The 22386-nt window shown below is 62.6% G+C and carries 20 protein-coding genes; 10 read left to right on the top strand and 10 right to left on the bottom strand.

The features are described 5' to 3' along the window. The first annotated feature begins 32 nt into the window (after positions 1-32). The 4 genes from LCF60_RS15750 (at position 33) to LCF60_RS15735 (ending at position 2671) form a co-directional block, all read left to right on the top strand. Positions 33-656, top strand: coding sequence for a MarC family protein (locus LCF60_RS15750; protein ID WP_292293041.1), 624 nt, complete (start codon positions 33-35; stop codon positions 654-656). 70 nt (positions 657-726) lie between these two features. Further along, positions 727-1308, top strand: coding sequence for a TIGR02281 family clan AA aspartic protease (locus LCF60_RS15745; RefSeq protein ID WP_292293051.1), 582 nt, complete (start codon positions 727-729; stop codon positions 1306-1308). Positions 1309-1384: 76 nt separating this feature from the next. Then, a complete protein-coding gene (locus LCF60_RS15740) occupies positions 1385-2197 on the top strand; it encodes an arginyltransferase (protein ID WP_292293040.1) in 813 nt (270 codons plus the stop codon). An 87-nt stretch (positions 2198-2284) separates the two neighbouring features. Beyond that, complete coding sequence (locus tag LCF60_RS15735; RefSeq protein WP_292293039.1) at positions 2285-2671, top strand: cupin domain-containing protein; 387 nt, start codon at positions 2285-2287, stop codon at positions 2669-2671. A gap of 87 nt (positions 2672-2758) precedes the next feature. Here the strand turns inward: LCF60_RS15735 and LCF60_RS15730 are convergent, their stop codons facing one another. The 5 genes from LCF60_RS15730 to LCF60_RS15710 all read right to left on the bottom strand — a co-directional run bounded on the left by LCF60_RS15730 (position 2759) and on the right by LCF60_RS15710 (position 9208). Further along, on the bottom strand, positions 2759-5113 hold the full coding sequence (locus LCF60_RS15730; protein WP_292293038.1) for a TRAP transporter large permease subunit: 2355 nt from the start codon (positions 5111-5113) through the stop codon (positions 2759-2761). Between the two features lie 65 nt (positions 5114-5178). After that, a complete protein-coding gene (locus tag LCF60_RS15725) occupies positions 5179-6090 on the bottom strand; it encodes a TRAP transporter small permease subunit (protein WP_292293036.1) in 912 nt (303 codons plus the stop codon). A gap of 114 nt (positions 6091-6204) precedes the next feature. Beyond that, on the bottom strand, positions 6205-7290 hold the full coding sequence (locus LCF60_RS15720; protein WP_292293035.1) for a TRAP transporter substrate-binding protein: 1086 nt from the start codon (positions 7288-7290) through the stop codon (positions 6205-6207). 266 nt (positions 7291-7556) lie between these two features. Continuing rightward, positions 7557-7832: a hypothetical protein gene (locus LCF60_RS15715; RefSeq protein WP_292293034.1), complete on the bottom strand. Its 276-nt coding sequence runs from the start codon at positions 7830-7832 to the stop codon at positions 7557-7559. Positions 7833-7912: 80 nt separating this feature from the next. Next, positions 7913-9208, bottom strand: a complete 1296-nt coding sequence (locus LCF60_RS15710; protein WP_292293033.1) for a cation:proton antiporter — start codon at positions 9206-9208, stop codon at positions 7913-7915. 324 nt (positions 9209-9532) lie between these two features. On the opposite strand from LCF60_RS15710, the gene LCF60_RS15705 reads away from it, so the two are divergent. The 3 genes from LCF60_RS15705 (at position 9533) to ilvN (ending at position 13288) form a co-directional block, all read left to right on the top strand. Beyond that, on the top strand, positions 9533-11287 hold the full coding sequence (locus LCF60_RS15705; RefSeq protein ID WP_292293032.1) for an acetolactate synthase 3 large subunit: 1755 nt from the start codon (positions 9533-9535) through the stop codon (positions 11285-11287). Between the two features lie 152 nt (positions 11288-11439). Next, on the top strand, positions 11440-12657 hold the full coding sequence (locus LCF60_RS15700) for a carbohydrate porin (protein WP_292293031.1): 1218 nt from the start codon (positions 11440-11442) through the stop codon (positions 12655-12657). Between the two features lie 70 nt (positions 12658-12727). After that, a complete protein-coding gene (gene ilvN, locus LCF60_RS15695) occupies positions 12728-13288 on the top strand; it encodes an acetolactate synthase small subunit (RefSeq protein WP_292293030.1) in 561 nt (186 codons plus the stop codon). A 53-nt stretch (positions 13289-13341) separates the two neighbouring features. On the opposite strand, the gene LCF60_RS15690 is transcribed toward ilvN, so the two are convergent. Further along, the gene (locus LCF60_RS15690) at positions 13342-13716 is read right to left on the bottom strand and encodes a hypothetical protein (protein ID WP_292293028.1); all 375 of its coding nucleotides are present in this window, start codon (positions 13714-13716) and stop codon (positions 13342-13344) included. Between the two features lie 262 nt (positions 13717-13978). Here LCF60_RS15690 and LCF60_RS15685 point away from each other — a divergent pair, with 262 nt between their 5' ends. The 3 genes from LCF60_RS15685 (at position 13979) to LCF60_RS15675 (ending at position 16266) form a co-directional block, all read left to right on the top strand. After that, complete coding sequence (locus tag LCF60_RS15685; protein ID WP_292293026.1) at positions 13979-14773, top strand: helix-turn-helix transcriptional regulator; 795 nt, start codon at positions 13979-13981, stop codon at positions 14771-14773. Between the two features lie 99 nt (positions 14774-14872). After that, entirely contained in the window at positions 14873-16021 is a 1149-nt protein-coding gene (locus LCF60_RS15680; protein ID WP_292293025.1) for an aromatic ring-hydroxylating dioxygenase subunit alpha, read from the top strand. Then, complete coding sequence (locus LCF60_RS15675) at positions 16018-16266, top strand: hypothetical protein (RefSeq protein ID WP_292293024.1); 249 nt, start codon at positions 16018-16020, stop codon at positions 16264-16266. Before LCF60_RS15680 ends, LCF60_RS15675 begins: the two co-directional genes overlap by 4 nt. 5 nt (positions 16267-16271) lie before the next feature. Here the strand turns inward: LCF60_RS15675 and LCF60_RS15670 are convergent, their stop codons facing one another. From LCF60_RS15670 to LCF60_RS15655, 4 genes are all read right to left on the bottom strand, one after another. After that, positions 16272-17063, bottom strand: coding sequence for a DUF2189 domain-containing protein (locus LCF60_RS15670; protein ID WP_292293022.1), 792 nt, complete (start codon positions 17061-17063; stop codon positions 16272-16274). Positions 17064-17219: 156 nt separating this feature from the next. Then, positions 17220-18344, bottom strand: a complete 1125-nt coding sequence (prfB, locus tag LCF60_RS15665) for a peptide chain release factor 2 (RefSeq protein WP_292293021.1) — start codon at positions 18342-18344, stop codon at positions 17220-17222. A 101-nt stretch (positions 18345-18445) separates the two neighbouring features. Next, positions 18446-21001, bottom strand: coding sequence for a PBP1A family penicillin-binding protein (locus LCF60_RS15660; protein WP_292293019.1), 2556 nt, complete (start codon positions 20999-21001; stop codon positions 18446-18448). Between the two features lie 113 nt (positions 21002-21114). Then, positions 21115-22332, bottom strand: coding sequence for an N-acetylmuramoyl-L-alanine amidase (locus LCF60_RS15655; protein ID WP_292293017.1), 1218 nt, complete (start codon positions 22330-22332; stop codon positions 21115-21117). Between the last annotated feature and the right edge of the window lie 54 nt (positions 22333-22386).

Raw genomic sequence — 22386 nt, 5'->3', positions numbered from 1 at the left:
CAGCCCTTCGCGCGGAGGGTAGCTGATCGTGCATGGATCCCGCTTTCCTCATATCCGCCTTCGTGACGCTGTTCGTGGTGATCGACCCGATCGGGCTGACGCCGATCTTCATCGCCCTGACACCGGGCATGACCGCGCAGCAGCGGCGCGCGATCGCGATACGGGCGACGGTGATCGCCGCCGGGCTGCTGTTTCTCTTCGCGTTCCTCGGCGAGCAGGTTCTGGGCTTCATCGGGATCTCGATGCCCGCGTTCCGGATTGCCGGGGGCATCCTGCTGTTTCTCACCGCGCTCGACATGCTGTTCGAACGGCGCAGCAAGCGGCGCGAGGACCAGGCCGATCTGGATGACGTGCCCGACCCGTCGGTGTTTCCCATTGCGATTCCGCTGATTGCCGGACCGGGCGCGATCGCGTCGATCATCCTGCTGGTGGGCCAGGCCGAGGGCAGCGTGGGCATGGCGTCGGTTCTCGGCGTCATGCTGGGCGTTCTGGCCATCGTCTTCCTGCTGTTCCTGAGCGCGTCGCCGATCGAGCGGGCGCTGGGCAAGACCGGGATCGTGGTTGTCACGCGACTGCTGGGAATGCTGCTGGCCGCGCTGTCGGTGCAATTCGTGCTTGACGGCATCCAGGGCTTTGGACTGGCGCTGGGCAACTAGGACGCGGCCCTACACATCCGGACCGGGCCAACCTACATTCATGGCCAAGCAATCGGTGCGGGGTACGAAGATGTCTGCGATGGATTACGGGAACCTGGCCTACCTGGTGCTTCTGGGCGCCGTGCTCGTGTTCTGGTTCTTCGTGCAGAACCGTCAAAGCCTGAACAAGACATTGCAGCACGGCGCGGTCTGGGGTCTGATCTTTCTGGGCGTCATCGCCGCCGCGGGTCTTTGGGGCGACATCCGGCAGACGGTTCAGCCGCAACAGCTTGTGATGGAAGATGCCGGCCGCATCGAGGTGCCGCGCGGTCCGGATGGACATTACTACCTGACGGTGGACATCAACGGCACGCCGGTGCGCTTTGTTGTCGATACCGGTGCCACGGGGATGGTGCTGACGCAGGATGACGCGCAACGGGTCGGGCTGACCGACGATGACATGATCTTCTACTCCGAGGCGATGACGGCCAACGGCACGGTGCGCACGGCGCCTGTCCGGCTTGACGATGTCGCGGTCGGGCCGTTCCACGACCAGGGCGTGCGCGCCTTCGTGAACGAGGGTGAGATGAGCAAATCATTGCTGGGCATGGAGTACCTGAACCGCTTTGCCCGGCTGGAAATCAACAATGGTCGGCTGATCCTGGAGCGCTGAGCGATCCCCTTTTCTGGGGGGTTGGCTGATCCGGAGCCTTGGGCTACGGTCGACCCATATCGACTAAGAGACACTTATGCGCCACTCGCTGCCACTTGCGCCGCAGTTTTACGTGACGGCTCCACAGCCCTGTCCGTACCTTCCGGGCCGGATGGAGCGCAAGCTGTTCACCGCCCTTCAGGGCGAAGCTGCCGACATGCTCAACAACAGCCTGTCCAAACAGGGGTTTCGCCGATCGCAGAATGTGCTGTACCGGCCGTCCTGTTCGGATTGCTCGGCTTGCCTGTCGGCGCGGATCTCGGTCGAGAATTTCCGCCCGTCGCGCAGCCAGCGGCGCACGATCAAGCGCAACCGGCACCTGCGGCGGCGCGCGTCGAGCGCCTGGGCCACCGAAGACCAGTACGACCTGTTCCGGACCTACCTGGACGCGCGCCATGCCGATGGCGGCATGGCCGACATGGACGTGTTCGATTTCGCCGCCATGGTCGAGGAGACACCGATCCGGTCGCGGGTGATCGAATACACCGACGAGACGACACGTGCGCTCGAGGCGGTGTGCCTGACCGATGTGCTGGATGACGGGCTGAGCATGGTCTACTCGTTCTATTCGCCCCATGTTCCGGCCCAGAGCCTTGGCACCTACATGATCCTCGACCACGTGGAAATCGCACGCGAGGCCGGGCTGCCCTATGTGTACCTGGGCTACTGGGTGCCGGGCAGCCAGAAGATGGGCTACAAGGCGTCGTTCTCGGGGCTCGAACTGTTCCGTCACGGCGGCTGGGAGCCCTTCCGCAAGCCGGACAGTTATTCCGCCGACACGCATCCGCTGTCGACCGATCCGATTGCCGAACAGGTTGCCAATATCTCGCTTCCCGATCTGCGGTCCTGATCGGTCGCACCGGATCGCCCTGCATCCGCTGGAACCGAACGCGATGCGCCACGTTTCCCTGACGCACAGACAGGGGAGAGATACAGCATGGCCGAACGCGACACGCTTGTGATGCCGATTGCCAAACTGGCGCGCAGCAATGACCAGTTCCGCGAGGTGATCTGGACCGGGAAGAACACGCAGCTTGTCCTGATGGCGATTCCCGAAGGGGGCGAGATCGGGGGCGAGACCCACGAAGGCCACGACCAGCTGCTCTATTTCATCGACGGCATGGGCAAGGCCAGGATCGGCGATGACGAGATGGAGATCTCGGCCGGAGACGTGGCGATCGTGCCGTCGGGCAAGTTCCACAATTTTCGCAATACCGGCACCGGGATGTTGCGGCTCTACACGACGTATTGCCCTCCCGAGCATGAGCCGGGCACCGAACATGACACCAAGGCGGATGAAGAGGCTGATCCGAATGAGGATTGAGCCGACCGGGCCTTGGGTGGATCGACCTCGGCGCGATGCAAAAAGGCCGCCCACAGGGGCGGCCTTCTGATGGACGTTTGCCCGGTGTCAGTTCGCGAGCAGATCCGGCAGGATGGTCACGATCCCCGGGAACAGCCAGAGCAGCGCGAGACCCAGGACCTGGATGCCGACGAACGGAATGACGCCGCGGTAGATATGGCCAGTGGTGACCTCTTTCGGGGCCACGCCGCGCAGGTAGAACAGCGCAAAGCCGAAAGGTGGCGTCAGGAACGAGGTTTGCAGGTTGATCGCGATCATGATCGTCACCCAGGCGGGGTCGAGCGTCCCGCCATAGATCACCGGCCCGACGATGGGCACCACGATGTAGATGATCTCGAGGAAGTCCAGAACGAAGCCGAGGATGAACAGGATCAGCATCACCACAAGGAAGACGACAAGCTCATTGTCGAACGACCGCAGGAACTGCTGGATGTAATGCTCGCCGCCGAACGAGATCAGCACGAGGTTCAGAAGCTGCGAGCCGATCAGGATGGTGAACACCATCGATGTCACCTTGGCCGTTTCCCGGACCACCGGCCCGAGGATGTTCGTTCGGAACAAGACCCAGCACGCATAAAGCAATCCGAAGAAGGCGAAGTGATAGGCGAGTTGCGCCAGCACATAGGCCACCCAATCCTGGAACGGAATGTCCGCGCGGGTAACACGCAGGTCGAAATTGACCCCGAGCAGGATCATCACGACCAGCGCGAGCGACGCCCAGATGATGATCTTGGACCAGCCATCCTCTTCCTTCAGCTTGCGATAGGCGGCGAGCATGATGGCCCCCGCAGCCCCCAGCGCCGCGGCGGGTGTCGGATTGGTGATCCCGCCCAGGATCGAGCCCAGAACCGCGACGATCAGGACCAGCGGCGGGAAGACGACGCGCAGCAGTTCGTTCTGCGACAGACGCCCCATCGCGATGCGCACCCCGTAGAAGGTCAGGATCGCCGGGATCGCGAGGATCATGAAGGTGGCGCCCGCCCCGGTCAGCGGAGAGATGAAGAGGATGTCGAACAGGACAGCCAGCACGACACCGGCCCCGCCGATCATCAATGGAAGCGGATTGGAGGACGGAGACACGCCGCGCGCGATGATCAGTGTCAGCGCCAGAAGCGTGAAGATGGTGGCCACGCCGGACCCGATCGGCGCGGCATTGTCACGTGCCGCGACCCGCGCGGCCGCAAGCTCTTCCTCGGTGCGTTCGACAACTTCGCCAGTCTGGCCGGCCGCCGCCATGTCGGCCCGCTGAGTTGCAGCGGCATCCCAGGCTTCCTGGCCGTGCAGGTCGATCATTGCAGCCTGGCATTGCTCGGACACGTTGGTCCGCAACGCGGGGCCCTCGGCACGCTCGGCATAGTCCGACACGCTGATGGTCTGGCTGCCGATCAGGCCGGAGCTTGCGCCCAGGATCACCGCGAGGATCAGCGCGATCGGGGCCGCGAGATACCATGTCAGCGCCTCGTTGCGGGTGACGACCTCGCCGGTGTCGCCGGCCATCTGGACCGGCGGCGCGCTGCTGGGACGGACAAGCGCAAAGCCGAACGCGTAAAGCGCATAAAGCGCCGCGAGGAACAGGCCCGGCAGCAGCGCCGCCTGGAACAGCGTGCCCACCGAAAGAACCGCAGGTTCGCCGAGGAAGGTCAGCGCATCATTGCAGCCCGCAAGCTGCGCGCGGGTTTCCTGGCCGGTCGCGTAAAGGTCGCCAACCAGGGTGCCCAGCAGGACGATCACGATGGAGGGCGGGATAATCTGCCCAAGGGTGCCCGATGCCGCGATCACACCCGTCGCCAGTTCCGGCGAATAGTTGTTGCGCAACATCGTCGGCAGGGCAAGCAGGCCCATTGTCACCACAGTTGCCCCGACAATCCCGGTCGACGCCGCAAGGAACGCGCCCACGATGACGATCGACACCGCCAGACCGCCGGGCAGCGGACCGAACACGCGCGCCATCGAGGTCAGCAAGTCTTCGGCGATGCGCGACCGTTCCAGAACGATGCCCATCATGACGAACATTAGCACCGCCAGCAGGGTTTCGATGGATTGCCCGGCGATGACGCGTTCGTTCATCCGGTTGACGATGAAGGACAGGTTGCGTTCCATCGCCTGTTCCCAGCCACCGGGGAACACGGGTTCCTCGATGCGTGGCAAGTCCGGGTATCGGAAGACGGATATGGCGTCCCGCGCCACGCCCTCGGCCACAAGCGCCGAAAATTCGGCGGACCCCCTGTCGATCGCCTGATGGATCAGCAGACCCGCCGAGTCGAGCGCGGCGATGATCGCGAACGAAATCACCCCGGCCCCCGCGATGGCGAAGGCCACCGGAAACCCCGTCATGATCCCCGCAAAGAGCGTGAGGAAAACGATGATCAGACCGACCTCGACCCCATCCAGTCCGAAAAGCATCTTGTGGTATCCCTTTAACTTCGCGCCGTTTTCAGCGTCGTTCTTTCATTGGTAAGCGGTGCGTTTCAGCTCGACCCCGAGTGGATCGCATGTTCGAGGTCTTCCGCGGTGTCCCCGGTCGTGTCGAGATCGAGGTACTTGCCGGCGCTCTCTTCGCCCTCGACCCATTCGAGGTAGGAGCGCCAGAAGAAGGCCATGGCCTGCATGAAGACCATCACGCAGAACAGGACGATCAGGACCTTGAACAGGAAATAGGCGTTGAAGCCGTTGGGGCTGAAGCCGATGGTTTCGACGTTCCAGCGGAAGATGCGCGATTGCATCAGCATGCGGTCGAGGTCGCTGGTGGACGTCACCGCGGGCGTCATCAGGTGCCGCCACATGAAGAACCATGAATACATGTAGGTGAGCACGATGGCGGGCATCATGAAGATCAGGCTGCCGAACATGTCGATCACGCGCTTGGTGCGGAACTTGACCGTCGAATAGAAAAGATCGACGCGCACATGGCCGCCCTGGACGAACGTGTAGGCGACGCACAGGCAGACGACGATCGCGTTGTGGAACTTGAGCCCCTCGGCCCACCAGCTGAGATCCTTGGCAAAGGCGGTACCAAGCGGACCCAGCTGGATCTCGGCGACGCGGAAGATCCGTTGCAGGAAAACGATCATCACCTGCGTCAGGACCATCACCAGACCGGCCCAGGCCGCAATCCGGCCCACCGAATTCGCGATGGTTTCGAGAACCCGGACGCACCACCAGAGGATGTCGCGCTTCCAGAAGGCGCCCAGCCCTGTAAGCACCAGGAACGTGGTGAAGACGACAAAGAAGAATTCGACCGACGCGCCGTAATAGATGAACCGCATCACGGCTTCGGGATTGGACCAATTCAGCCACTGATCCGGATTTATCAACGCAAGAACAAGATGATACGGAGCCAGGGCGATATTCTGAAGCACCCAGACGATGAAGTCGATCATGCTGTAACCTCTTGTCCCGAACTCTGAAGCCAGAGCGTCGAAATCCTGTGTTCAAGTTGAAAAACCCTGCCCGAGGCGTCAACCGCCTTCGGGCAGGGCCAGATCATACGGAGATCAACCGGCGTTTACGCGGTTACGCTGGCGCATGTATTCGCCATCGCCGATCTCGTACCATGCCGAGCTTTCCGCCATCGACGCGAAATAGCTTTCGGCGATTTCGGCGTAGATCGGATCACCCATGTTCTCTTCGCGTACCTCGGCAGAGGCGCGACCGAAGGCTTCCCAGACGTCATCCGGGAATTCGCGAACCTGGACGCCGGCAGATTGCAGACGGGCCAGAGCCGCACCGTTTTCGGCCAGCGACAGCGCGGTGTTCTGGGCGTGAGCGGCTTCGCAGGCGACCTTGCAGATGGCCTGCTGTTGCGGCGTCAGGGATTCCCAGATTTCCAGGTTGAACACGGTGTGCAGCGCCGAACCCGGCTCGTGGAACCCGGCGGTGTAATAGAGGTTCGTGACTTCCTGGAAGCCCAGACGTTCGTCCGCATACGGCCCGATCCATTCGGCACCGTCGATCTGACCGGACGCGAGCGCCTGGTAGATTTCGCCGCCGGGAATGTTCTGCACGGACGCGCCGAGGCGACCAAGAACCTGGCCACCCTGACCCGGCATGCGGAAACGCAGGCCCTGAAGGTCTTCGGCCGAGTTGATTTCGGTGTTGAACCAACCACCCGGCTGCATCGCGGTCATGCCGCACATCAGCGGCTTGAGGTTGAACAGCGACGACAGGTTGTCATGCAGTTCCTGACCGCCACGGCGATAGTACCAGTTCGCCATTTCCTGCGAGGTCATGCCGAAGGGCACGGAGGTCATGAATGCCAGCGCCGGATGCTGGTTCAGGAAGTAGTATTCGGCGGAGTGGTACAGATCGGCCTGTCCCGAGGACACGGCGTCGAACACCTCGAACGCGCCAACCAGCGAACCCGCCGGCATCTTGTTGATGGTCAGTTGCCCATCGGACATCGCTGCGATGTAGTCGATGGCCAGCTGCGCGGCATCGTCGAACACGGCGAACCCGTCCGGAACCGATGTCACCATCGTGAGTGTGCGGTTGCCCTGCGCGATTGCGGGTGCCGCCAAAGTTGTTGCGGCCGCAGCCCCTGCCCCAACAGTGGACGTCCGCAAGAATGAACGACGATCCATGTATTTCCTCCCCTAGTTTTGGATGCACAAAACAGCCAGTCCGCTGTTTGCGCGGATCATTTAGTGCGGCAGACGGTAATCAAAAAATAATCTAATGCAAATGATTAACTGAGCTAACCATTGAAGAAAATTTAGGCATTTGAAGTACGAAGCGGATGACCTTGGGGAAGGAAAGTTGCGACAGTTTAGCGCGCGACGACGACCGTTCAAGTTTCTGACGTCGCTTTGTCGAATTCATCACAAAAGCGAATAAAACAGCCTGTCCGTCAGGCGTCGATATCCCGAGATGCGTCGGGATCGCAGGCCCACCACGCCGCGAAGGCCGCGCGGATGACGCGGTGCTTGGGCGCCTGTTCGACCGCCGGATCGGTCAGCGCGTCCAACTGCGTCACATTGTCGGAGTCGATCTGTGCGCTCAGGATCGGTGCCAGCGCGAGACCAACCGCGAGCACGCCTGCACGGGCCAGGGTAAACCTGGCGGCTCGATGTTTGTGCTTGCCGATCATGGACGCCTCCGTCGCGCTTGCATCGCGGTCGCTCATCTGACCTGTCGCGATCAATCTAGCGGCCGGATGGCGTCACGGGCAATACACGACTCCGCGCGATTTCTTTCAGGCTGCTGTCAGGAACGGCTCGGATCGTCGCCCTGCGATCGCGACGGGGCGCTGTCATGTGACGCGCGTTGCGTATAGATCTTCATGCCGACGGTCGCCGTGATGCCATGCGCAAGGATCGAGGCAAAGATGACAAGGCTGGCGACATGCCAGATCATATCGGTTCCGCTTTGCTCGGTTGCGTGCAACGCATAATAAAGTGCGGCGACCCCCATGGGCGCGAACCATCCGAGGAAAACCACGTCGCGCCGGACCAGCCCGCCCCCAACCATCGGCCCCAACACCAGAATCGTCACGGGCCGCCGCAACAGCAGCAGCGCCAGCGCGCAGACAATGCCCATCATGCCAAGCTCGCGCCACCCGCCCCATGGAAGCATCGCGCCGAACAGGACGAAGATCGGAAGATTGAACAGCTTGCTGATCGCCTCCTGCACGTTTTCTTCGGCATAATCCTCGCCTTCATTGACCGTGATGTTGAAGGCCGCCCCGGCAGCGAAGGCGGCCAGAATGCCATCCGACCCCGCGACCTTGGCCAGCGACAGCACCGCAAGCGACATCGCCACGCTGAGCGACAGGAAGGAATGGTTCTCCACGACTCCCTTGGCGTCGGCAAGGCGCAAGGCGCGCCCGATCAGCCATCCTGCCGCGATGCCGATCGCAACGGCCACGATCACGCCGATGATCACCACGTCTATCAGCCAAGGCCACCACAGACCGTCCGCGCCTTTCGGAGTCAGCGCCAGCAAGGGCAGCATGACGATCAGATACCCCAGCCCGTCATTCGCGCCGCTTTCCAACGACAGGGTGCTGCGAAGGCGCGACGGCAGTTTTTCTTCGGCCGCCGCACCGGTGACGATGGAAGACGCGACAACCGGGTCGGTCGGAGTCAGGATGGCGCCGATCAGCAGCGCCAGGACGGGCGTGACGCTGAGCAGACCCCATACCACTCCAAAGCTCACAGCCCACATGCCCAGCATCCCGAGACTGAGCAAAAGCGCCACGGGCCGGATCAGGCGGCGCATGTCGCTGGCCGGGGTGCGCAGGGCGATGCCGGTCACGCTGATCGCGATGGTCAGCCGGGCGGCTTCCTTCAGAATGCGATGCGGGTCGCTCCACTCCTGCCAGCGCAGCAAATCCAGCCCGACGGGGCCCGTGGCGATGCCTACGCCCAGTGCCAGAAGCGGGACCGAAAGCACCGATCGCTTGATCGCGCCGGACATCAAACCCAGCGCAATCACCACTCCGCCGCATATCGCTATCGCCAGGTTGATCTGCTGCACGACACCTCCGAGTCTGGTGGTCAAAGGCCCTTGCTGGGATAATTCCAAGGGTTTCGTGGGGTTCCATGCAGAAAATGGCGTGTTGACACCCGCGCAGCGCAACTTTCGTAAAAATTTTTGGCCCCGTGAGACATCTTTTTTGAAAAGAGGCGGTTGACCCTACCCGAGGGCCGCCATAATGTCGCCGCCACGCGAGAGGGAGCCATCATGGCCTACGTCCTAGTAATCGTAATGAAGATGCGCATGGGCCGGTAACGGAACCTGAACAGGACCCCATGCGCCCCCGACTGAAAAGCGGGGGTTTTTTTTCGCGTGATGAACAGAAGTGTCTGTAAACGGAGCAAAGCGATGACACGTCAGATGACCGGAGCGAAAATGGTGGTTCAAGCCCTGAAGGATCAGGGTGTGGACACGGTATTCGGGTATCCCGGTGGCGCTGTGCTACCGATTTACGACGAGATTTTTCAGCAGAACGGCATTCGCCACTATCTTGTCCGTCACGAACAGGGCGCGGTGCACGCCGCCGAGGGCTATGCCCGCGCGACCGGAAAGCCGGGTGTTGTTCTGGTGACGTCCGGACCGGGCGCGACCAACGCCGTCACCGGCCTGACCGACGCGCTGATGGACAGCATTCCGCTTGTTGTTCTGACTGGCCAGGTGCCGACCTTCATGATCGGCTCGGACGCGTTCCAGGAAGCCGACACGGTGGGCATCACCCGCCCCTGCACCAAGCATAACTGGCTGGTCAAGGACACCGACCGCCTGTCGGGCATCATCCACGAGGCCTTTCACGTGGCGACCTCGGGCCGTCCGGGCCCGGTTCTGGTGGACATCCCCAAGGACGTCCAGTTCGCCAGCGGGGCCTACACCGAAAAGACCAAGGTCAAGGTCAGCCATTACCAGCCTCAGGTCAAAGGCGACATGGAGACCATCACGCAGCTGGTCGAAGCGATCGAGACCGCCGAACGCCCGGTCTTCTATACCGGCGGCGGCGTGATCAATTCGGGCCCCGGGGCAAGCCAGCTCTTGCGAGAACTGGTCGAGGCCACGGGGTTTCCGATCACCTCGACACTGATGGGGCTTGGCGCCTATCCCGCCTCGGGCAAGAACTGGCTGGGCATGCTGGGCATGCACGGGCTGTACGAGGCCAACATGTCGATGCATGGCTGTGACCTGATGATCAATATCGGCGCCCGGTTCGACGACCGGATCACCGGGCGGCTGGATGCGTTCAGCCCGAAGTCGAAAAAGGCGCATATCGACATCGACCCCAGTTCGATCAACAAGGTGATCAAGACCGACATGCCGATCATCGGCGATGTCGGACACGTGCTCGAGGACGTCCTCAAGGTCTGGAAAGCGCGCGGCCGCAAGGTCAACCGCGAAGGCCTGTCGAAATGGTGGGCGCGGATCGAGGAATGGCGCAAGGTCGATTGCCTGAAATACAAGCCGTCCGGCCAGGCCATCCGGCCGCAATATGCGCTCGACCGGCTCGAGGCACTGACCAAGGGGCGGGACCGGTATATCTGCACCGAGGTGGGTCAGCACCAGATGTGGGCTGCGCAGTATCTTGGCTTCGAGGACCCGAACCGCTGGATGACCTCCGGGGGGCTGGGCACGATGGGCTACGGCTTCCCGGCATCGATCGGTGTTCAGGTCGCGCATCCCGACGCGCTGGTCATCAACGTGGCGGGCGAGGCGTCGTGGCTGATGAACATGCAGGAGATGGGCACCGCCGTTCAGTACCGCCTGCCTGTCAAGCAGTTCATCCTGAACAACGAACGCCTGGGCATGGTGCGCCAGTGGCAGGAACTGCTGCATGGCGAACGCTATTCCCAAAGCTGGTCGGAAGCCCTGCCCGATTTCGTCAAGCTGGCCGAGGCCTTCGGCGCCAAGGGCATCCTGTGCACCGATCCGGCCGATCTGGACGATGCCATCATGGAGATGCTCGACCATGACGGTCCGGTGATCTTCGACTGCCTTGTCGAGAAGCACGAGAACTGTTTCCCAATGATCCCGTCGGGCGAGCCGCACAACAAGATGCTGCTTGGCGAAGCAAGCACCAAGGACGCCATCGGCACCAAGGGCGCGGTGATGGTCTGACACCCCATTGATCTCATGCAACGAGGGCGGCCCTTTGGTGCCGCCCTTTTTTGTGACACCCACTTGATCGGACGTGACAGGCACACTTCGTCCGGAACCGCGCGGCCTGATCCCTTGTTGTTCCTTCACATCAAAAGAAGAAGGAGCCCGCCATGTCACGCACCGCAACGATTTGCGTTCTGGGCTTACTTTTTCCCATCTCACTCGCGGCGCAAGACCGTCCCGAAATTCTTGATACGCCGACCCTGCGCATCGACAGTTTCGGCTATCTCCGCGCCGGTATCGGTTTTCAAAGCGATGGCGATGACCAGCGCTGTTTCCAGCTTCCCGGCGCAGGAGCAAAATACCGCCTTGGAAATGAATGCGAAATTTATGCTGAACCGGGACTGTCGGCCGAATTCGGCCGCGAGGACGGGCCCCGCGTCTCGTTGAATTTTCGCGGCTCTCTCGTTGCCGCCCCGGTAAACGGTTTTGAAGATATCGACACCTTCGGCGAAGAGGCTTGGATCGGCATCAAAGGTGTCTTCGGCGACGGTGCCTTTTCTGATGCACAGCTGTGGTTCGGGCATCGGTTCTACAAACGCGAAGATGTCCACATCAATGACTTCTATTATTGGGACGCAACCGGCTACGGCTTCGGTCTCGAAGGGGTCGAACTGGGCTTTGGAGACTTGTCGGTCGCAGTCTTCACCGACAGCGCCGGCAACATTCGCGACGCGGTTCAGGGCACGCCCTACACGCGCTACGATGTCCGCCTGAGCGACATTGCCGTGGGTCAGAGCAACCTCACCCTGGGGGTCGATTACCGTGATCCGAAACCCGACGAGGACACGCGGAACGACGGCGGCGGAATGATCACGGCGCAATTGGAACATGAATTCGAAACCCGCGGCACGCTGACCGTGGCGTTGCAGGCTGGCTGGGCGGCTGGGCATACCCTGAGTTTTGCCTCCAACCCCGAAGCAGCGGACGACAGGACATCGGCGCGCCTCGTGGGCAAATGGCTTTGGAACGCCAATGACGATTTCTCGATTTACGGCACAGGGATCGCACAGACCGATTCCGAAGATGGCGAGTGGTATTCCGTCGGTGCCCGCCCGATGTGGCGCCTCAAGGACGATTTCTGGCTGGCGGTCGAAGGCGGGATCGATCACGTGGTGCCCGGTGACGGCGACTCGCGGACACTGGGCAAGGCCACGGCGGCGCTGGTCTGGAAACCGGATGGGCCAGGATTCTTCAGCCGCCCCGAGGTTCGTCTTTATGCGACGACCGCGCGCTGGAATGACGCCGCCGACATCAACGGATTGGCGGCAAATTTCGACGATCAGCGCGGCACGACCTTCGGACTGCAGATCGAGCATTTCTGGTAGTCAAAAAGGCTTTACCCCGTCCACCCGAGGCGATACGAAAAGGGCCCGTAGATACAGCCGGAAAGCCCTCATGTCCGCACTGAATATCAAGAAAGGCTCGACCAAGCATTCGGCCTACAACCTGCGCCCGACCTTTTCCGACGTGCAGGAGACCCATACGCTTGCCGTGCTTGTCGATAACGAACCCGGTGTGCTCGCGCGGGTCATCGGTCTGTTTTCGGGTCGTGGGTACAACATCGACAGCCTGACCGTGGCCGAGGTCGACCACGAGGGTCACACCAGCCGCATCACGATCGTGACGACCGGAACGCCGCAGGTGATCGAACAGATCAAGGCGCAGCTGGGCCGGATTGTTCCGGTGCACGAGGTGCATGACCTGACCGTCGAAGGCGGGTCTGTCGAGCGCGAACTGGCGTTGATCAAGGTGGAAGGTGCCGGTGACAAGCGGGTCGAGGCGCTGCGGCTGGCGGATATCTTCCGGGCGCAGGTGGTCGACAGCACGCTTGAAAGCTTCGTGTTTCAGATCACCGGAACGCCGGAAAAGGTGGATGCCTTCGTCGATCTGATGCGGCCGCTTGGCCTGTTGGAAGTGGCGCGCACCGGCGTTGCGGCATTGTCACGCGGGATGTGACATCCGCCGGGGACAGGGCGTGTCGGACAGCCCCCTTCCCCGACACGCGAGGATCACCCGGTACAGACCAGCTTGCGCTGCTCCGGGGCCGCGAAATACTGGCTCAGAACCACCACGTTCGGCGACTTTTCCGCATTGACGGGTTTGCCGCGATGCGCGCCCTTGCCCTGACCTTCGCGGAGTTTCTCCGGCAGGTTCGGTGAGTGCGACTGGACGACAAGCTGCGGATTGCTGGCCTTGCGGATGTTCTGCTGAACCGACAGATCGAACTGGATGAGATCCCCCGCATCCAGCACCGGCCCCTCGTGCAGGTTTCCCTCTGCCGGTGTGTAATAGGCGAGCTCTCCCTGATCTTCGCACCAGATCACCGCCTTGCGGGCTGCAGCGTCAGACCAGAGCACGACCCCAAACATAATCTGCTGATTCATAATTCCGGTTCCCCATGTTGCAGGACCAATGTCTTAATTTTTCTGCTGCCCGGACATGGCGAACTTGGTGTCTTCGGCAAGGAATTTGTGTCATTAGCGATTGACGCTGACGCCGTTAGGCGTCACCAATAGTACAGAATTGTGTCACCCGTAATCAGAGCGTGTAAACCCCACCGGATTGCACGTTTAAGGTCTTGAGTGACTGCCGCCGATCCGGCACGGCAGGTATCTTTATCGAACGATCAAACGGAAAAGCTTTCTTGTGACCCCTCCAAGCCCCTCCGAACTGCGCAACACGCTCGGTGCGAATCTCCGCGAACTCGCCAAATCCACGGAATCTGTCTCGGCGCTGTGTCGCGACCTGGGAATCAACCGGACACAGTTCAACCGCTATCTTTCGGGCGAAAGTTTCCCGCGGCCCGACGTGCTGTTCCGGATCTGCCAGTATTTCAACGTCGATGCGCGGATCATTCTCGAGCCGCTGTCGGATATCGGCCCCGGGGCGCAATCGCTTCTCAATCATCCCGAGATCAGGGAATTTCTGGCGCGGAGCGTGCCGACGCTGGATGAAACGCAGTTTCCCAGCGGCTTCTACCAGTTCGTCCGCAAAAGCTTTCTGCATGACGAAAGCTACGTGCGCGGCCTGATCTATGTCTACCGCAAGGACGACGCGGTCTTCCTGCGCGGGCTCGAGGCCAAGGAGGCGATGAAGGAACAGGGCCTGCCGGCCGACTCCCGGACCCGCGAATTTCGCGGGCTGCTCCTGGCTGCCGAAGGCGGCGTCGCGGCACTTGCAAGCCGTCGAAACTCCCTGTCGGTGTCGTTCAACTTTCTGGCCCGGATTCCGTCGTTCGAGAACAATTTCTGGGTCGGCTACACCGTGCGCACCGTTCGCGAGAGCATGACCGGGTCGCGGGCCGCGCGTCTGGTCTATGAACACCTGGGCCATGACGGTGCCAAGGCGCGGGCCGCGGCACGGCAATCGGGGTTTTGCAGCGCCAGCGATCTGGTGCCCTATCAGCGCACCCAATTGCGCGGAGACGAGCCCTTCTACTGACCCCGTCCCGGTCGCTGTGCGGCAGGTTTTGTCGCGTTTTGGCATGACCGCACATTCTGGATCTGCAATGCCTTTTCCAGAGGATGGCTGGAGGGTGCAATGACAGTGATTGATCCGATCCTGGCGGATGTGCAGAAACCCACCTCGCAGGCGCGCGGTCTGCCGAACGCCCATTACACCGATCCCGACAAGTTCGCAGAGGAACGCGATGCGCTGTTCGGCGCGGGATGGGCCGGCCTGGCGGTGGCCTCGGACGTGCCCGAGACCGGGGATGCCGTTCCGATCACCTTCCTGGACATTCCACTTCTTCTGATCCGCGGGCGGGACAATGTGGTGCGGGTGTTCCAGAACATCTGTCGCCATCGCGGCATGATCCTCGTCGAGGCGCCGCGCAGGATCGAAGGCGCGATCCGCTGCCCCTATCATTCCTGGTGCTACAGCACCCGGGGCCAGCTTGTCGCGACACCGCATGTCGGGGGCCCGGGCTTCAACACGCATTCCGACCTGGACCGCAGCACCCTGGGACTGATCGAAGTGCGCAGCCATGTCTGGCGTGACGTGGTCTGGATCAACATGTCCGGAAACGCACCTGCTTTCGAAGAGGCGATGGCCGATGTCATCGCCCGGTGGAGCGATTTCGAGCAGCCGATGCATCATGGCGGCACGGACAGCCAGTTCACCCTGACCGTCGAGTCCAACTGGAAGCTCGCGGTCGAGAATTACTGCGAGAGCTATCACCTGCCCTGGGTGCATCCGGGGTTGAACAGCTATTCGCGGCTCGAAGATCACTACAATATCGAGATCGACGGGCTGACATCCGGCCAGGGCACGCTGGTCTATCGGCAATTGACCGGAAAGGCGGGTCAGCGCTTTGCGGATTTCACAGGTCTGGACGACAAGTGGGAGGCCGGCGCGGAATACCTTGCAATCTATCCCAACGTGCTGCTGGGCGTGCATCGCGACCACGCGTTCGCGATCGTTCTGCGCCCCGATGGCCCGACGCGGACTCAGGAGCATGTACACCTGTACTACGCGACAGCCGACACCGATGCCGAACTGCGCGAGACGAACGCGCGGCAATGGAAGGAGGTGTTCGAGGAAGACATCTTCGTTGTCGAAGGCATGCAGCGCGGTCGCCGCGCGCCCGGCTTCGACGGGGGCCGGTTTTCCCCGGCGATGGATGGCCCGACCCATTGCTTTCACAGGTGGGCGGCGACCCGCATTGCCCAAAGGCGCGCTTCGGCATGACCCGGACGCTCGACACGGCCTTGCTCCGGGCGCATGCGGTCGGCGACCTTGAGGCCCTTGTCGCGTTGTACCACGAGGCCGCGATGCAGGCGGAGGACGAAGATTGCGCCGGGTTCTACCTGACCCACGCCTATGTCTTTGCGCTGGAACGCGGCGACGCCCGTTCGGACCTTCTGCGGGCAGAGCTGGTCCGGCTTGGGCGGGACAGCATCGCGCCGCCCGAGGCCGCTCCGAACGCGGCCTGAATCGGTCAGGCGGCTTGTGACACCAATGGCGGTGAGCGCACCTGATCGTAGATGTGCCATGTCGCGTGGCCAAGCAGCGGCAAGGCGATCAGCAGGCCAAGGAAGCCGGGGATCAGCGCGAGAAAGGTCACGATGGCGACGAACGCGCCCCAGCCCAGCATGATGACCGGGTTGCGCATCACGTATTGGAACGACGTGATCATCGCGGTGACGAAATCCACCTCTCGGTCAAGCAGAAGCGGCAGGGCGATCACCGTGATGTTGAACAGCAAGATCGCGAACAGCGCGCCTACGACACTGCCCACCCCGAGCATCATCAATCCGTTGGCTGTCAGGTAGACATCGAACGAGCTTGAGACATTGGTCATCGTGCTGAGCCCGAGAAACAGGGCAAAGATCATGTGCGCAATGAAGAACCAGAACAGAAAAACCATGATGATGATGGCGCAGATCGACGGCAACTGGCGGCGCGACTGGTGCAGCACGACCCCGAAGATGTCCGAAGACACCAGCGGATCACCGCGTTCCAGCCTGCGGCTGACCTCGTAGAACCCGACGGCGGCAAAGGGTCCGAGCAACGGAAACCCGATCGCCGCAAGCACCAGCCAGAAGGTCGTGCCGGTTTGCAGCGTGATCCAGGTGATCGCCCAGCCCGCCAGAACGTAGAACCCGCCGAAGACCAGCGCATATCCCGGCGCGCGGACCAGGTCGCGCCAGCCGCGCGCCAAGGCCGTGCGCAAGGTTTCGATCGACACGTCTTCCAGTGCCGGCACACCGAGTTCCGGAGTGTCCTTCATGCCGTCCTCCACCGCATTGCAGTCACCTGCACATGAAAGCCGCTTGCGCCGGGTTTGGCAACCGCGCGTCGCCCGGAACACCGCGCCACGATGCGTCGACGCATCGTGGATGTTCCGTCGACGGAACATCCGCGCCCGGGCGTCATCCGGACCGCGTCAGTCGGCGCGCGCGTCGGCGCGGGACTTGCCCGACACGTTCTGTGCAAGCGTCGCCGCCATGAACGGGTCGAGGTCACCGTCCAGCACACCCTTGGTGTCCGAGGTCTCGTGGCCGGTGCGCAGATCCTTGACCATCTGGTAGGGCTGCAACACGTAGGACCGGATCTGGTTGCCCCAGCCCGCATCGCCCTTGGCCTCGTGCGCGGCGTTTATGGCTTCGTTCCGCTTGTCCAGCTCAAGCTGGTACAGGCGCGATTTCAAAGCCTTCATGGCTATGTCGCGGTTCTGGTGCTGGGATTTCTCGGAACTGGTCACGACGATCCCGGTCGGCGCGTGGGTGATCCGCACCGCCGAGTCGGTGGTGTTGACGTGCTGCCCGCCGGCCCCCGAAGACCGGTAGGTGTCGACGCGGATGTCGGCGGGGTTCACCTCGATCTCGATATTGTCATCGACCACCGGGTAGACCCAGACCGAACAGAAGGACGTGTGGCGCTTGGCGGCGCTGTCGAACGGCGAGATCCGCACCAGCCGGTGCACACCGGATTCCGACTTCAGCCAGCCATAGGCGTTGGGGCCCGTGATCTTGTAGGCGGCGGATTTGATGCCCGCCTCTTCGCCCGGCGTCTCCGATTGCAGTTCCACCTCGTAGCCGTGCTGCTCTGCCCAGCGGACATACATCCGCGCCAGCATGTTGGCCCAGTCGCAGCTTTCCGTGCCGCCCGCCCCGGAGTTGATTTCGAGGAACGTGTCATTGGCATCGGCCTCGCCGTCAAGCAGCGCCTCGAGTTCCTTCTTGGCGGCTTTCTCGGCCAGCGTCTTGAGCGCATTCTCGGCATCGGTGACGACCTCCTGATCGCCTTCCATCTCGCCGAGTTCGATCATCTCGATATTGTCGGACAGGTCCTGCTTGATCGACGTGTAGGTCTCGATCGCGTCGACAAGCATCTGGCGGTCGCGCATCAGCTTCTGCGCCGCGGCAGGATCGTCCCACAGGTTCGGATCTTCTACGCGGGCGTTGAATTCTTCCAGCCGGTGCTGCGCCGTTTCCCAATCCAGGCGCTGCCCCAGCAGGTTCACGGATTTTTCAATCCGTTCAATGGTGTTCTCGATTTCAGCGCGCATGGGCGTTCCTGTTTGCTCGGGGCGTGATGTGGATACCTGATAGACCAGCACCGCTGCCCCTTCAAGGCAACGACGCGGTCCGATCATGCGGTAAAGCGATGTCAGTAAAGCCCGCCAGAGCTCAACGTGCCGAACGATGCCTTGGGCCCGACAACTCCGGTGCCCCCACTTGACGTCGTGACCTGCTTGGAGGTCTCGCTGCCGCCGAGGCTGTAGAGTTCGAAATTCGATCCCATGGCGAAGCCGCCGTCGAACTGGATGCCGAAGATCGGCTCTTCGCCTTCGCGGAAACATTCGGCCACCACGTTCGCGCCGCTGGCGTCATCCGACAGGCGCGCACCGGTGTTGCGGTCGATCTTGATGAACTGGCAGCTTTCCGGAGGCTGGAACGCGCTGCCGCCGAATTTCGCCACCGCCTTCTGCATGAACGCATTGAAGACCGGACCGCACATGCCGCCGCCCGACGCGCCGCTGCCAAGGCTGCGCGGCTGGTCGAAACCGATATAGCAGCCGGCCACGATGTTCGAGGTAAAGCCCACGAACCAGACATCCTTTGAGTCGTTGGTCGTTCCGGTCTTGCCTGCCGTCGGCACCGGGAGGTTGACCGCGCTGCGCGCGGTGCCGCGGTCGACCACACCCTGCATCATCGAGGTCAGCTGATAGGCGGTGACGGCATTCATCACCCGCTCGCGGTCGCTGCGCACGGTCGGCCCCTGCCCCGGTTGCAGGCTGGCCAGCGTGCAATCCTCGCAGACGCGCTGATCATGCTTGTAGACGGTGTTGCCGTAGCGGTCCTGAACCCGGTCGACCAGTGTCGGCTCGACCCGTTCGCCGCCATTGGCAAACATCGCGTAGGCCGCAACCATCTTGTAGAGCGTGGTTTCGTCCGCGCCGAGCGCGTTGGCCAGCACCCGGCCCATATCGTCGTAAACGCCGAATTTCTCGGCATAGCGCGCCACCGTGTCCATGCCGACCTCCTGCGCGAGGCGGATGGTCATGAGGTTCCGCGACTGCTCGATCCCGGTGCGCAACGGCGTCGGGCCGTAAAACCGGTTCGACGCGTTCTGCGGCCGCCAGACGCCTTGCGGTGTGTTGATCTCGATCGGGGCGTCGACGACGATGGTGGCGGGCGAATAGCCACTGTCGAGGGCCGCGGCAAAGACAAAGGGCTTGAAGCTCGATCCCGGCTGGCGCTGTGCCTGCGTCGCGCGGTTGAACACCGAATGCTGATAGCTGAACCCGCCCTGCATCGCGATGACACGACCGGTGTTCACGTCCATCGCCATGAAAGCGCCCTGTACCTGCGGCACCTGCCGCAGCGTCCAGCGGATGAAGCTGCCATCGCTGTCCGAGGTCATGCGGCGGACATGCACCACGTCACCAACCTCGACCAGGTCGCCGGCGACCTGCCCGCGACGGCCCAGCGATCCGTCCTCGTTGCGCTTGCGCGCCCATTGCACGTCGTTGGCCGGGATCCAGTGGCCGTCCTCGTCGTCGGGCACACCCTCGATGCCGATGCGCGCGTCGTTCTGGCCGACCTCGAGCACAACTGCCGGATACCACGGGTTTTCGAGGCGGATGTCACGGGCGATGGTGACGGCGCCAAGCGCCTCGCGCCAGCTTGCCTCGTCGGTCAACTGGTCCGCCGGGAGCGTCTCGCCCGTGCCGCGCCAGATGCCCTGCGACCGGTCATAGCTTTCGAGCGCGCGTTGCAGCGCATCCTCGGCCTCCAGCTGAAGCTCGCGATCAAGCGTCGCGCGCACGCTGAAGCCGCCCGAGAAGAATTCGCCTTCGCCGAAATCGACGCTCAGCTGGCGACGGATTTCGTCGGTGAAGTAGTTGCGCGGCGGCAGCGCATCGCGAAACGGCTCGTAATCGCCGTTCTGGACGGATTTGAGCGGCAGCGCGACTTCGGCCTCGTAGGTCGCCTGGTCGATATGGCCGTTTTCGTACATTTCCTTCAGGACGAAATTCCGCCGGGCCAGCAGCCGATCCTTGCGGCGCACGGGATGGTAATCCGACGGTGCCTTGGGCATCGAGGCCAGGGTGGCGGCCTCGTGCGGGGCAAGTTCGGTCAGGGCCTTGTTGAAATAGGTCTGCGCGGCTGCGGTGACGCCATAGGAATTCTGCCCGAGGAAGATCTCGTTCATGTAGAGTTCGAGGATCTTGTCCTTGCTCAGCGTTTCCTCGATCCGCGAGGCGAGGATGATTTCCTTGATCTTGCGCTCCACGCGCCGGTCGCCGGACAGCAGGAAGTTCTTCATCACCTGCTGGGTGATCGTCGAGGCGCCGCGCACGTCGCGACCGCCCGAGGCCGCGGCGTCGAACGCGGCGGCGGCGATGCCGCGCAGGTCATAACCCTTGTGTTCGTAAAAATTCTTGTCTTCCGCCGAGATGAACGCCTGCTTGACCAGGTCCGGGATCTGGTTGGCAGGGGTAAACAGGCGGCGTTCCTGCGCGAATTCGTCAATGATCCGTCCCTCGACCGAATAAATCCGGCTGATCGTCGGCGGCGTGTACTGCGCCAGGCTCTCGTGGCTCGGCAGGTCACGGCCATACATCCAGAAGACACCGCCCACGGCAAGCGCCACCATCAGCAACCCCATGGTGATGAGCGTGAATATCGCCCCGAAGAAGGACAGGATAAATCTGGTCACGGCGCGCCCCTGTTACAGTGCTCCACCCCTACAGAATTGGGGCGAAATGGTCAAAACACATTGCCGTTCGAACCGGCATTCGGTTGCCTATGACGCAGGGTCACAGGCATGCTTCAATTGCGCCGCAGCGGTGCCAGCGCCCTGTCCTCGTCACGCCAGGCGATCAACCCGTCGCGGATCCCGGCTGCCATGCCCTGTCGCCAGATCGGATCGCTGAGGTTCTTCAGATCCTCCTCGGTGGACAGGAACCCGACTTCGAGCAGCACCGACGGGATGTCCGCCGCCTTGAGCACCGAGAACCCGGCGCTGCGCAGGGGCCGCTTGTGCACCCGTCCGACCGCGTTGCGCATCCCCGACACCAGATGCTCGGCAAGCGCCACGCTTCGGGGCATGTTGTCCAGCCGCGCCAGGCTCATCAGCACATTGGCCACGCGGTCATCCGACTGGCTCAGGTCGATCCCTGCCAGCAGGTCGTCGCGGTTGTGCCGTTCGGCCAGCGCGGCCGAAGCCGCATCCGACGCGTCCTCGGACAGGGTATAGACGGCGGCGCCGCGCGCTTCACCCTCGGCCAGAGCGTCGGCGTGCAGCGAAATGAACACATCCGCCCCGGCATCGCGGGCCCGCGCCACCCGGGCCTCGAGCGAGACGAAGTAATCGCCGTCGCGGGTGAGGAAGACGTCGAAGCCGCCGGCACGGCGCAGCACGTCCTGCAATTCGCGCCCGAAGGTCAGCATCAGGTCGGCTTCGGTGATGCCCTCGCGCTCGGCCCCCGGATCAATGCCACCATGGCCGGGGTCCAGCACGATCCTGATCCGGTTCGGATCGCGCGGCGGCATGGCTTCGACAATCGCCGGTGCCGGCAGGTCCCAGCGCGGGTCGCGCGGCGCACCCGAGTGCAGGTCAAACGCGGCCTGGTCTGCAGCTTCGAGCCGCACCGTGATCGTCGCCCCGCCATCCGAACTGTCGGTCACGAGTTCCGCGCTCTGCACCGCCATCGGCTCGGCCAGTTCGGCGACGAGCCGCGACCATCCGGGACGGTACCCGCCCATCCGCAGGGTCTTGACCCGTTTCGCATCGTTCAGAGTGTCCTGCGCGACGTCTCCCCACTGGACCTCGCGGAAATCCATCACCAGACGATTGGGGCCGGTCAGTGTGAAAACCCGCCACGGCACACCCTGACTGATCTCGAGTTGCACCTCTGCCCCGCGCCACGTGTCCGAGATCCGACCGTCGAGGAACCGCGCCAGCGCGCCAAGGTCCTGCGACAAAGCAGGCCCTGCCAGAACAAAGGACAGCAGAGCCGTCAGGACATGTTTCAGAAGACCGCTCATGACACCACCAAGGCCTCTCACCGGGCCATTGACGTCATCATACCGGATTCGATC

The sequence above is a fragment of the Marivita sp. genome (genome assembly GCF_020055635.1).
In the GTDB taxonomy this organism is placed as follows: Bacteria; Pseudomonadota; Alphaproteobacteria; order Rhodobacterales; family Rhodobacteraceae; genus Marivita.
Note: the sequence above shows the minus strand (reverse complement) of the source record. Positions and strands in the feature narration are given on the sequence as shown.